General features: G+C 52.6%; 10 protein-coding genes. 5 read left to right on the top strand and 5 right to left on the bottom strand.

Features of this window, described 5'->3' with window-relative positions; all coding sequences use genetic code 11:
* The first annotated feature begins 78 nt into the window (after window positions 1-78).
* Both ysgD and corA read left to right on the top strand, forming a co-directional pair.
* Entirely contained in the window at window positions 79-135 is a 57-nt protein-coding gene (ysgD, locus tag HV346_RS23330; RefSeq protein WP_212743980.1) for a YsgD/CorL family protein, read from the top strand.
* A gap of 149 nt (window positions 136-284) precedes the next feature.
* The gene (corA, locus tag HV346_RS22275) at window positions 285-1,235 is read left to right on the top strand and encodes a magnesium/cobalt transporter CorA (RefSeq protein ID WP_181621390.1); all 951 of its coding nucleotides are present in this window, start codon (window positions 285-287) and stop codon (window positions 1,233-1,235) included.
* Window positions 1,236-1,278: 43 nt separating this feature from the next.
* Here corA and rarD read toward each other — a convergent pair whose 3' ends face one another.
* Window positions 1,279-2,175 (bottom strand): EamA family transporter RarD, encoded by an 897-nt coding sequence (rarD, locus tag HV346_RS22270; RefSeq protein WP_181621389.1) that lies wholly within the window; start codon window positions 2,173-2,175, stop codon window positions 1,279-1,281.
* Between the two features lie 52 nt (window positions 2,176-2,227).
* Window positions 2,228-2,695, bottom strand: coding sequence for an acyl-CoA thioesterase YigI (gene yigI, locus HV346_RS22265; protein ID WP_181621388.1), 468 nt, complete (start codon window positions 2,693-2,695; stop codon window positions 2,228-2,230).
* 164 nt (window positions 2,696-2,859) lie between these two features.
* Between yigI and pldA the strand changes: the two genes are divergently transcribed.
* From pldA to rhtC, 3 genes are all read left to right on the top strand, one after another.
* Complete coding sequence (pldA, locus tag HV346_RS22260) at window positions 2,860-3,729, top strand: phospholipase A (protein ID WP_181621386.1); 870 nt, start codon at window positions 2,860-2,862, stop codon at window positions 3,727-3,729.
* A 90-nt stretch (window positions 3,730-3,819) separates the two neighbouring features.
* The gene (gene recQ, locus HV346_RS22255; protein ID WP_181621384.1) at window positions 3,820-5,649 is read left to right on the top strand and encodes an ATP-dependent DNA helicase RecQ; all 1,830 of its coding nucleotides are present in this window, start codon (window positions 3,820-3,822) and stop codon (window positions 5,647-5,649) included.
* Window positions 5,650-5,710: 61 nt separating this feature from the next.
* Entirely contained in the window at window positions 5,711-6,331 is a 621-nt protein-coding gene (rhtC, locus tag HV346_RS22250; RefSeq protein ID WP_181621383.1) for a threonine export protein RhtC, read from the top strand.
* A gap of 40 nt (window positions 6,332-6,371) precedes the next feature.
* Here rhtC and HV346_RS22245 read toward each other — a convergent pair whose 3' ends face one another.
* From HV346_RS22245 to HV346_RS22235, 3 genes are read right to left on the bottom strand one after another with little or no spacing between them, the layout of a single operon-like run.
* Window positions 6,372-7,349, bottom strand: coding sequence for a hypothetical protein (locus tag HV346_RS22245; protein ID WP_181621382.1), 978 nt, complete (start codon window positions 7,347-7,349; stop codon window positions 6,372-6,374).
* A 5-nt stretch (window positions 7,350-7,354) separates the two neighbouring features.
* The gene (locus HV346_RS22240) at window positions 7,355-8,182 is read right to left on the bottom strand and encodes an OmpA family protein (RefSeq protein WP_181621380.1); all 828 of its coding nucleotides are present in this window, start codon (window positions 8,180-8,182) and stop codon (window positions 7,355-7,357) included.
* A gap of 58 nt (window positions 8,183-8,240) precedes the next feature.
* Complete coding sequence (locus HV346_RS22235; protein ID WP_181621379.1) at window positions 8,241-12,425, bottom strand: YadA-like family protein; 4,185 nt, start codon at window positions 12,423-12,425, stop codon at window positions 8,241-8,243.
* Window positions 12,426-12,474 lie beyond the last annotated feature (49 nt).

The following is a 12,474-nucleotide window of genomic DNA, read 5'->3' as shown; positions in this document are numbered from 1 at the left end:
AGCGTTTCGTTGCGTGTTGACGCCGCTATTATTGCTGGCGTAACATGCGCGCACGATTACGCTAAGAGGACATTCGCCTTGGACACACCCAGTAGATACTGGCTCAATTCCCTGTCATCCAGGAACAACTCCTAAGGCTATCTCCTCTTGCTGATGGCCTTAGTGGTTGTCAGCGACCTGTTTTTCCCGTCGCGCTGAGTCAGGCTGTTTAATGGTCTGAAACCCAATTTGTTTCTGTGTGCCCACCGAACTGTCCGATATTTTTTGCATTGGGAGTCCCGGTCATGTTGAGCGCATTTCAACTCGAAAATAACCGACTGACTCGGCTTGAAGCCGAGGAGTCACAGCCCCTCATTGATGCCGTATGGGTGGATCTGGTCGAGCCGGACGACGATGAACGCCTTCGCGTACAATCTGAGCTAGGGCAAAGCCTGGCAACCCGTCCAGAACTGGAAGATATCGAAGCATCCGCTCGTTTTTTTGAAGACGAAGACGGTCTGCATATTCACTCCTTCTTCTTCTTTGAAGATGCCGAAGACCATGCGGGTAACTCCACCGTGGCATTTACTATTCGTGACGGTCGCCTGTTTACTCTGCGCGAGCGCGAATTGCCTGCATTTCGTCTGTACCGTATGCGTGCCCGTAACCAGGCGATGGTCGACGGTAACGCGTATGAATTGCTGCTGGATCTGTTCGAAACCAAAATCGAACAGCTGGCGGATGAAATCGAAAACATTTACAGCGACCTGGAAAAGCTGAGCCGCGTCATCATGGAAGGCCATCAGGGCGATGAATACGATGAAGCCCTGTCTACTCTGGCTGAACAGGAAGATATCGGCTGGAAAGTGCGTCTGTGTTTGATGGATACCCAGCGTGCGCTGAACTTCCTGGTGCGTAAGGCGCGTTTGCCGGGTGGGCAGTTGGAACAAGCACGTGAGATCCTGCGCGATATCGAATCCCTGCTACCGCACAACGAATCCCTGTTCCAGAAGGTGAACTTCCTGATGCAGGCGGCGATGGGTTTCATCAACATTGAGCAGAACCGCATCATCAAGATCTTCTCGGTGGTCTCTGTTGTCTTCCTGCCACCGACACTGGTGGCGTCGAGCTACGGCATGAACTTTGAGTTTATGCCAGAGCTGAGATGGAGCTTTGGTTACCCTGGCGCGATTATCTTTATGATCCTCGCCGGGCTTGCGCCGTATCTCTATTTTAAACGGCGTAACTGGCTGTAAAAATCTGGCGGGTGGCGCTGTGCTTACCCGCCCTACAACACCGCTACAATCCTCTGCGCGCCCTGCGCTGTGTATAAATCGCATCTGCGACGAATATCGCCAGTGCGGCCCAGATAAAGGCAAATGTCACCATCTTATCCGCCCCCGGCACTTCGCCGTAGAACATGACGGCTAACAGGAACATCAGCGTTGGGCCGATGTACTGGAAGAAACCCAGGGTGGACAGACGCAGGCGGGTCGCTGCGCCGGTAAAGCACAACAGCGGGATCGTCGTGACCACACCCGCCGCCATTAACATCAGGTTCAGAGACCATGGGTTACTGCCCATATGGCTGGTGGCGCTGTCAGCAATGCCAAACAGATAAATTGCTGCCAGCGGTAGCAGCCACAGGGTTTCGAATAGCATCCCGGTTTGCGCCTCAACGGCGATTTTTTTACGCACCAGACCATAGAAGGCAAAGCTGAACGCCAATCCCAGTGCAATGATGGGGAGCGAACCAAACGTCCAGAGCTGGACCAGGACGCCACAGAAGGCCAGCAGAACAGCCAGCCACTGCATACGGCGGAAGCGTTCACCGAGGAAAATCATCCCCAGTACAATATTGACCAGCGGGTTAATAAAATAGCCCAGGCTGGCTTCCAGCATGTGGTGATTATTCACCGCCCAGATGAACAGTAACCAGTTTCCCCCAATCAGCACCGCAGAAAGTGCCAGCAGGAAGATCTTCTTCGGGGTTTTCAGCAACGTCTTCACGCCTGACCACTGACGGCTAATGCTCATCAGTGCGATCATAAAGAAAAATGACCAGATAACTCGGTGGGTGAGGATTTCGTCAGCTGGTACGTAAGCGATAAGCTTGAAGTACGCCGGTGCGACACCCCAAATAAAATAAGCGGCAAGGGCGAGTAATACGCCCTGCCGCGTCTGTTTAGCATCCATCGGGAAAAATCCATTACAAGAAAGTGCAGTCACTTTACCCGATTTTGCCCTCTCAACCCACCATATAAGTGGCGGTTGCGCTGGCGATATAGACCTGTTCTTCGTTGTGCAATTCGACACGGGCGACGGCAACCTTGTTACCCGCGCGCAACAGGCTACTGGTTGCTGTAAAGCGATTTCCCCGTCCTGGGCGAAGATAATCGACGCGTAAATCAATGGTCCCCATACGGGACAGGCGCTGGCGTAGTTCATCTTCATTAATCGTGTCGTGGCGCGTCAGTGTACTGCCCACGCAAACCAGCCCTGCCGCAACATCCAGGGCGGAGGCAATCACGCCACCGTGCAAAATACTTTGCGCCCAGTTTCCCACCATCATCGGTTGGTTGTTAAAACTTAACTGGGCAAAGGCTTTTTCGTAGCGTTCCAGCTCCAGCCCCAGCGCGCGGTTAAACGGCATATGGTAAACAAAGATCTCGCCCACGAGTTTTAGTGCTTCTTCAGCGGTAAGCGTGGCTGACATGAGAAGTGGCGTCCTTTTATTGTTAATAAAATGTTGATTTTATGCCTCAAGCATAAGGAATTCCACTTTCAGAAACCAGGAGGCGGAAGTTGGTGCGGAAGTCTGTAGAATGTCCGCCATATAACTATTCATGGCTTTATTTGTTTTTCAGGAGAACACCACCGATGCGGACGTATCTGGGTTGGTTACTGGTGGCGATTACGCTGCCCTTCACAGCATATGCGCAGGAAGCGACAGTAAAAGAGGTCCATGATACGCCAGACGTACATGGCAGTATCATCGCCAACCTTCTTCAGGAGCATGACAATCCGTTCACGCTCTACCCGTATGACACCAACTATCTGCTCTACACCTGGACCAGTGACATCAACAAAGAGGCGATTAGCTCCTATAACTGGTCTGATAATGCGCGTAAAGATGAAGTGAAGTATCAGCTGAGCCTGGCTTTTCCATTCTGGCGCGGTATTTTAGGGCCAAATTCGGTGCTGGGAGCATCGTATACGCAAAAGTCCTGGTGGCAGCTTTCTAACAGCGGGGAGTCCTCGCCGTTTCGTGAAACTAACTACGAACCGCAGCTCTTCCTCGGGTTTGCGACAGATTACGAGTTTGCCGGCTGGACGCTACGCGACGTTGAAATGGGCTTCAACCATGATTCTAACGGTCGCGCGGACCCGACTTCCCGAAGCTGGAACCGTCTCTATACTCGTTTGATGGCGCAAAACGGCAACTGGATGGTGGAAGTTAAGCCCTGGTACGTGGTTGGCGATACCGATGACAACCCGGATATCACCAAATACATGGGATACTACCAGCTTAAAATTGGCTACCAGCTAGGTGATGCGGTGCTCAGTGCGAAGGGACAATATAACTGGAACACGGGCTACGGTGGTGCGGAAGTGGGCTTAAGCTATCCAGTCAGTAAGCATGTGCGTCTCTATACGCAGGTATATAGCGGCTATGGCGAGTCACTGATTGATTACAACTTCAATCAAACCCGCGTCGGTGTGGGCGTGATGCTGAACGATATTTTCTAGACCCCTCGAATGTTTTTGCGTTAAACGTTGAAGTTTCTCTCTCAGGCGCTGAAAATAGCGCCTGTTTTATTTCTGGCATATGGGGTTAACGTGGCGCAGGCGGAAGTATTGAATCAGGAGTCGCTGGCTAAACAGGTTTTGCATGAAACCTTTGGCTATCAGCAGTTCCGCCCTGGCCAGGAAACCATCATTGAAACCGTGCTGGAAGGCCGTGATTGCCTGGTGGTTATGCCAACTGGTGGCGGAAAGTCGTTGTGTTATCAGGTTCCTGCGCTGGTACTTAACGGCCTCACGGTCGTGGTTTCCCCGCTTATCTCGCTGATGAAAGACCAGGTGGATCAACTGCTCGCCAACGGTGTTGCGGCGGCTTGCCTGAACTCCACACAAACTCGTGAACAGCAGCAAGAGGTGATGGCGGGTTGCCGCACTGGACAGATCCGCCTGTTGTACATTGCGCCTGAACGTCTGATGCTGGACAACTTCCTTGAGCATCTGGTGCACTGGAATCCAGTGTTGCTGGCAGTTGATGAAGCGCACTGTATCTCGCAATGGGGGCACGATTTCCGTCCTGAATATGCCGCATTAGGTCAATTGCGTCAGCGTTTCCCGGCGCTGCCTTTCATGGCGCTGACGGCAACCGCGGACGACACGACTCGCCTTGATATTGTTCGCCTGCTTGGGTTGAACGATCCTTTCATTCAGGTGAGTAGTTTTGACCGTCCAAACATCCGCTACATGCTGATGGAAAAATTTAAGCCGCTGGATCAGCTTTTACGTTACGTTCAGGAACAACGTGGTAAGTCTGGCATCATTTACTGCAACAGCCGCGCAAAGGTGGAAGACACCGCCGCGCGTCTGCAAAACCGTGGCTTTAGCGCTGCGGCGTACCATGCCGGGTTAGAAAACCATATCCGTGCCGATGTGCAGGAGAAATTCCAGCGCGACGACCTGCAAATTGTCGTTGCGACGGTGGCTTTCGGGATGGGCATCAACAAACCCAATGTGCGTTTTGTGGTGCACTTTGATATTCCCCGGAACATCGAATCCTACTACCAGGAAACCGGGCGTGCCGGGCGCGATGGCCTGCCTGCTGAAGCCATGCTGTTTTACGATCCGGCGGATATGGCGTGGTTACGTCGTTGCCTGGAAGAGAAACCCCAGGGCCAGTTACAGGATATCGAGCGCCACAAGCTCAACGCGATGGGCGCGTTTGCTGAAGCGCAAACCTGTCGTCGTCTGGTTCTGCTCAATTATTTCGGTGAAGGCCGCCATGAACCTTGCGGTAACTGTGATATTTGCCTCGATCCGCCTAAGCAATATGATGGGCTAATGGATGCGCGCAAAGCGCTTTCCACCATTTATCGCGTTAATCAGCGCTTCGGGATGGGCTATGTGGTGGAAGTGCTGCGAGGTGCGAATAACCAGCGTATTCGCGATATGGGCCACGATAAGTTGCCTGTCTACGGCATCGGCAAAGATCAAAGCCATGAGCATTGGGTCAGTATCATTCGCCAGCTCATTCATCTCGGCTTTGCCACGCAAAATATTGCCCAGCACTCGGCATTACAACTCACTGAGGCCGCGCGTCCGGTGCTGCGGGGGGATATCGAGCTGAAGCTTGCCGTACCGCGTGTGATTGCGCTGAAACCGCGTGTGATGCAGAAGTCTTACGGTGGTAACTACGACCGCAAGCTGTTTGCCAAGCTGCGCAAGCTGCGCAAGGCTATCGCCGACGAAGAAAATATCCCTCCTTATGTTGTGTTCAACGACGCAACGCTGATCGAAATGGCTGAGCAAATGCCGCTGAGCGCCAGTGAAATGCTCAGTGTTAACGGTGTTGGTACACGTAAGCTGGAACGTTTTGGTAAAGAATTTATGGCGCTTATCCGCTCTCACGCGGATGGTGATGATGAGGAGTAGTCAGTCCGGCGAAAAAGTGCCAGGATGGTGACTCACTGTATTATTTCCCCGCGAGTTAATTATGTTAATGCTATTCCTCACTGTGGCGTTGGTGCATATCGTTGCGCTGATGAGCCCTGGACCTGACTTTTTCTTCGTATCGCAAACGGCTGTTAGTCGTTCTCGTAAAGAGGCGATGATGGGTGTGCTCGGTATCACTATGGGCGTCATGGTGTGGGCAGCCGTTGCGTTGCTTGGTCTTAACCTGATCCTCGCGAAGATGGCCTGGCTGCATAACATCATTATGGTCGGTGGTGGTCTGTATCTGTGCTGGATGGGCTACCAGATGCTGCGCGGGGCGCTTAAGAAAGAAGAAAATACCGTTGCCGAGCCGAAAGTTGAGCTGGCAACTGCGGGGCGTAGCTTTGTTAAAGGGTTGCTGACGAATCTCGCGAACCCGAAAGCCATTATTTACTTTGGCTCTGTGTTCTCACTGTTTGTCGGAGACGATGTCGGTGCGGGTGCGCGCTGGGGCATTTTCTTGTTGATTGTTCTGGAAACCTTCGCCTGGTTTACCGTGGTGGCAAGCCTGTTTGCCTTACCATCAATGCGTCGTGGTTATCAGCGTCTGGCAAAGTGGATTGACGGCTTTGCCGGTGCACTGTTTGCTGGCTTCGGTATTCATCTCATTATTTCTCGCTAAAAGCAGGGAGCTCTGTAGTTAGAGCACCCTGCTTTGGATGTTATTTTTTCTTTGTCGTCGCGGCGCCTGTTCTGACCACAGGCGCAGCAACCCGTTTTGTGGTAGCGGGGAATAACGTGATATCGACAAAATAGTCTTTGCCCAAAATCATGCCATTACCCAACCAGACTACACCCTGATAAAAGAGTTGAATCTCGTCGCCCGTTTTAACAATCCTGTGGCCAGTAGAATTACGCACGCTATACCCACTGCGGGTGATTTGCTCCAGCGTGAGTGGGTTTTTGACGTCCGCGTTGTAAAAGCTGGTAACAGACTTCAGATAGTCGCCTGCATATAACCTGGCAATCTCTGTTATCTGTTGTTGCCGGGTTGCCCAATCTACAGCGACTTTATTCGGTATGTTTTGCGCTATAACACCGTACAGTTGTGCGGTTGCACGAGCGACTGCAAGCTGGTTTTTTTTATCCTGTATAAACCGGGATTGATTAAAAACAGTCTGCTCTTTCTTCACCTCCTGCGGGGCTGGCGTCTGTTCTTTCGATGACTTCCAGGGAAGCCAGCTCGATTTCTCCTGCTTTTCTTTCGGCTGTCCTTCAACAGGCACAATCTGTTCCACTTTCCGGAAATAGGCCGCTGTATTGGTGGGTAAAAACAGTGATGTCGCCAGATAAGCCGCACAAGCAAGCTGGCGGTCAGACGGTTCTCCCATGAGGATCAGGACACCTATCGTGCCGGTTTGCATCAGTTTTTGAGGATCAATCTTTTCATGGCTCAGGCGTTGGGCAACGTCTTGTTGTGAAATATCACCCCGTGCAAGGTCGCAAACCAGACTCATCAAAAATGGATTGCGTTTACCCGCCTCCATTGGCGACAAATTAAACAAGGTATCGGTAATCAGGTTATAGGCCGGAATACTGACGTAATTGACGGGCAAGTTTTCTGATGCCGCGAAGCCAGAGGCTGAAGCCAGCAAAGAAAGACCGCCAATGGCGGTCTTGATGATATGAGTTATGCGCATATCCATTACTTACCTGAACGATCTGCCACAATGTCCAGCGTCATACGACGATTGGGAGCCAGGCATTCAATCACTGCCGGGGAGGTTTTCCCTGGGCAATTCACTCGCGGCATCGCATCGCCCATTCCTTTGGTGATGATGTGGCTAGCCGGTATGCCATTCTCAACCAGAAGTGTTTTGACGGATTCCGCGCGAGCCTGAGAAAGCGCAAGGTTGCTGGCCGGTTTGCCAATACGATCGGTGTAGGCCGTCACAATCAGTTGATTGCCGCTGAGCACGTCGTCACTCAGCTCATTTGCCAGTTGGTTGACTTGAGCCACACCGTCCGCGCTCAGTTTAGCGCTGCCGAATGCGAACAGGCTTTCGGCACTTAACTCTTTATGCACAGGTGCAGGGCTTGCTGTGACGGGAGCTACTGCAGCAGGTTTGATGGTGGCCTGAGGTGTCAGGCAATTTTCGGGCAGGAAGAAGAAGCTCTGTGCTTTCATATCAGAATCAAACAGCACTTTGTACTGACAGGTGCGGACGGATTTATCAGCCATTGTGAAGTTGAAAATGTAATCCCACTCCTTCACGTGCAGAACACCTTCGTCAAAATGCGGAACGCCAATCAGCTCATAAACTTGCGCTTTGGTTAACCCGTGGCGCATCTGTTTGAGATTGTCCACATTCACAAAACTGCCTTCAGCCCGAACGGCATCTGATTTGTCAGGGAATACCGGTGCATTCGTTTTCCCTTCTGAGGTGACATTACTAATGGAACGGGTACAGCCGGATAAGAGTGCCAGGCCGCCAACCAATAATGCCAGACGAGTGTATTTACTATAATTCATTACGTTTTCTCTTCAGTATCCCCGGCATTCGCGGCCGGGGATGATAGTTAGGTTCGACTTACCACTGATAACCGATGCCAACAGCACCACCAACATCACCCTGACTGTTGGTTGAGCCTGACAATTTGGTGACCCATTTGCCGTTATCCGAGATGGTGGAGACACCCATTGCGACGGCTGACTCACCGCCATATGTGCCGCCAGCCATGCTGAACATGCTCGCGCCTGGCGCATAAGGCTGAGGCAGTCCCGCCATTGCCATTGCGCCTGCAATACCGGCACTCAGCTTGTCGTCCTGATCGGAAATCATATTTTTCAGATCGTTGAATTTGCTGTTGGTATAGGCGTTAGCGTTGTTGATACCTTGCTTCAACTGACCTACGTTGACGGCATCGGTGGTTGCTGTACCTGCTGCCACATTCGTGATTTGACGTTCGCTTCCTGCAGAGCCAACAGAAATACTGTTATCACGATCGGTAACGGAATTTGCACCCAGTGCGACAGAATTGGTGTGGGTGGAGGTTGCACTCGTACCTATCGCCATACTGTTATTACCGCTGGCGCTTGCACCTGCACCCCCTGCAATCGCGTTTTCGCCTGTTGGTTTTGGCTTCGGCAGGTTGCTGGTATTGTTCACCTGGAACATACCGTCTTTGCCTTCTGCGATATTGGTGACGTTTTGATTCACCACATCCAGTTGATGCTTGTTCACGGCATCGCTGGCATTGACCGCATCTGCTACGTTTGTGATGGTGGTTCCGCCAGTGTGAGTCGACTCGTCGTAAGCATCACCGGCCATTGTGACTTTGTTGTAGTTGGTTGTGCCGTCGGCATTCACGTCATACTTCACGCCGCTATTGCTAATTTGCGACATGTTAGTGTTGATGCTTTCAATCGCCTGATTCGTGGCATACAGCTGTGAGCCGTTTACGGCATCGGTGCTGTCTGCACTGATTCGTCCCGCAGCAACATTGGTAATGGTTCGTTCATTGCCTTCACTGCCCACACTGACTGTGCCTTTCGGTGATGTTCCGGCGAAGGTGTAATCAGTGCCACGAATGGTTACGCCACTGGTTCCTACGGCTTCCTGGGTCGTCGACCCAGAACCCAGCGCGACGTCGCCCTCGTTGTTGGCAACGGCGTTTGTACCCATTGCAATGCTGTTTGCACCATTAGCCTGGGCGTTCTGACCCATCGCTGTGCTTCCCGCGCCAGTCGATTTCGCCTCACTTCCCATGGCAATAGAGTTATCACCAAGAGCGTGCGAGGCCGGGCCAACGGCAATGGAATCATTACCCTCTGCGACGGAGTCCGCTTTACTGGAGTTCGCGTGGAAGTATTTCACACCGTTGTTATACATATTGCTGGTTGCATCAGTGAGTTGCTGTACGTTGACCGCATCGCTGGCATTCACGCCGTAAGCGATATTGGTCATTGTCGTACCGCCCGTTTTGGTGGTGCTGTTATAGGTGTCGCCCCCCAGGGTGACGCTGTTGTAGTTAACCGTGCCGTCCGGGTTGGTGTCGTATTTGACCCCGCTGTTGTCGAGCACATTGACGGAGTCGGTGATCGCAGAGATCGCCGCATTGGTTGCATACAGCTGTGAACCGTTAACGGCATCTGTGCTGGAGGCGCTGAGGCGGCCCGCGGCCAGATTGGTCAGGGTGCGTTCATGGCCTGTACTGCCGATACTGACCGTATTGACGGGCGCAGTGCCGGCAAAGACATAATCCACGCCGTTAATGGTGACACCGGAAGTGGCGACGGTGGCCCCGGTGGAAGCATCTGAACCCAGAGCCACATCCCCGGCGAAGTTCGCTTTAGCTTCACGGCCGAGTGCGAGGCTGCTTTCGCCGGAAGCCGTGGCGTTATAACCGACAGCAGAGCTGCCCTGTCCGTTAGCAAAGGCATCCGATTCGGCCAGACCGGCTTCATTGGTGCGGACATAGCGAATACCGATACCGTTCTGGTCGGTAAAGGTGGTGCTGGTATCGCCGGCGAAATGGGTGATAACGGTGTTGATGTCCGCAACGTCCGCATTGGTTTCGTTGAGCTGGGACATATTGACGGCATCACTGTCTTCAACGCCACGGGCGATGTTGGTGATGGTTGTGCCACCGGTTTTGGTGGTGCTGTTATAGGTGTCGCCCCCCAGGGTGACGCTGTTGTAGTTAACCGAACCGTCCGGGTTGGTGTCGTATTTCACCGCAATATCACCCAGGTCAGTAATATCGTCTGTCAGGTCTCCAATGGCGGAGTTGGTGGCATACAGCTGTGAACCGTTGACGGCATCTGTGCTGGAGGCGCTGAGGCGGCCCGCGGCCAGATTGGTCAGGGTGCGTTCATGGCCTGTACTGCCGATACTGACCGTATTGACGGGCGCAGTGCCGGCAAAGACATAATCCACGCCGTTAATGGTGACACCGGAAGTGGCGACGGTGGCCCCGGTGGAAGCATCTGAACCCAGAGCCACATCCCCGGCGAAGTTCGCTTTAGCTTCACGGCCGAGTGCGAGGCTGCTTTCGCCGGAAGCCGTGGCGTTATAACCGACAGCAGAGCTGCCCTGTCCGTTAGCAAAGGCATCCGATTCGGCCAGACCGGCTTCATTGGTGCGGACATAGCGAATACCGATACCGTTCTGGTCGGTAAAGGTGGTGCTGGTATCGCCGGCGAAATGGGTGATAACGGTGTTGATGTCCGCAACGTCCGCATTGGTTTCGTTGAGCTGGGACATATTGACGGCATCACTGTCTTCAACGCCACGGGCGATGTTGGTGATGGTTGTGCCACCGGTTTTGGTGGTGCTGTTATAGGTGTCGCCCCCCAGGGTGACGCTGTTGTAGTTAACCGAACCGTCCGGATTGGTGTCGTATTTCACCGCAATATCAGCGAGATCGTCGATTGCCTGATCGGTGGCATACAGCTGCGAACCGTTAATGGCATCGGTACTGGTATCGCTAATACGACCCGCAGCAAGATTCGTAAGCGTACGCTCAGCATTTTTCTTACCGATACTGACGGTGCTTTGTGGGGCGATACCGGCAAAATTATAGGTTTTCCCATTGATAACCGTACTCTCGGTTGCAATGGCTGCTTCGGTAAGTGAGTTTGAACCCAGTGCGACACTGTTTTCCGCTGCCGCGGTTGCGTTAGTACCTAACGCGATAGACGAGAGTCCCTGAGATTTGGCGTTAGAGCCCATTGCAACGGCATCTGTTTTGGTTGCTGATGAGTTATAGCCAAATGCCAGAGCCTGGTCCGCCTGGGCTTTTGCCTGTGTACCTACGGCAACAGCATTTATTTTTGTCGATTGGGCTTTGAAGCCCATTGCGAAACTTTGTTGATCGCTGGCGTTTGAGTTTGCTCCGATAGCCAAGGCTGCTGTACCAGATGCAGATGCGTTAGTGCCTATCGCTAATGCAGAAAGTTCAGATGCCGTTGCATTAGTACCGATGGCCAGAGAGTTTGCTTCTGAGGAAGTTGCATCGCTACCAATTGACAGAGCATGATCGCCTGATGCCTGACTGCCAGTGCCTAAAGCTGTACTGAACTCTGCCGTTGCTTCTGAGCGGCTACCAATTGCCAGCGCATGGCCGCCATAGGCGGTGGACCAGTTGCCCAAAGAGATATTCTCTCCCTCTGAATCGGATAAAACCGGTGTCCCGGCTACTGTACCGGAGGTGGAGTTTGCCCCAATAGCAATATCGCCACTGCGGTTAGATTGTGAACCTGTACCAAACGCGATAGCATTTTGCCCGTCCGCTACAGAGGCTGCGCCGATGGCGGTTGCACCGCCGCTTTTGGATGCTGACGCATAAGAGCCAATCGCGATGCTATTGCCTGGAGATAGTGCATCCACAGTATCTGCACTGGCATGGTCACCCATGGCAATACCACCCATTGTGGCCTCAGCAGATTCACCAATCGCGACGTTTGATAAGACCTGTTGGTTGATATTGGTATTCCCGGTGGTAATGGTTCCGGCATCGAGTGTGATAGTGGTTCCTGTACTTGAATTTGGACCAATGGCAACGGAATCTACGTCACCGTTGTTTCTTCCCCCGGCCGTTTCATAAGCACTGGCATGTTGTACTGGAATAAGTGTTAAGACACCGATAATGCCTGCGGTGGCGCTTAAACGAGTTCGGCCCATTTTCCCTTTACCGTTTGCTCTGGCAAATTCGCTTACGGCAACCCAGATCCGTAATGCTGGATTCCAGACGAGTCGATATATCTTGTTCATTGTGGCTCCTGCCATTTTTGTTAAATAACAACGGGGGGTTATTGCATGA

This window comes from Enterobacter sp. RHBSTW-00994 (genome assembly GCF_013782625.1).
Taxonomy (GTDB): domain Bacteria; phylum Pseudomonadota; class Gammaproteobacteria; order Enterobacterales; family Enterobacteriaceae; genus Enterobacter.
The sequence above is the reverse complement of the archived record's forward strand: the minus strand, read 5'-3'. Positions and strand labels throughout refer to the sequence as shown.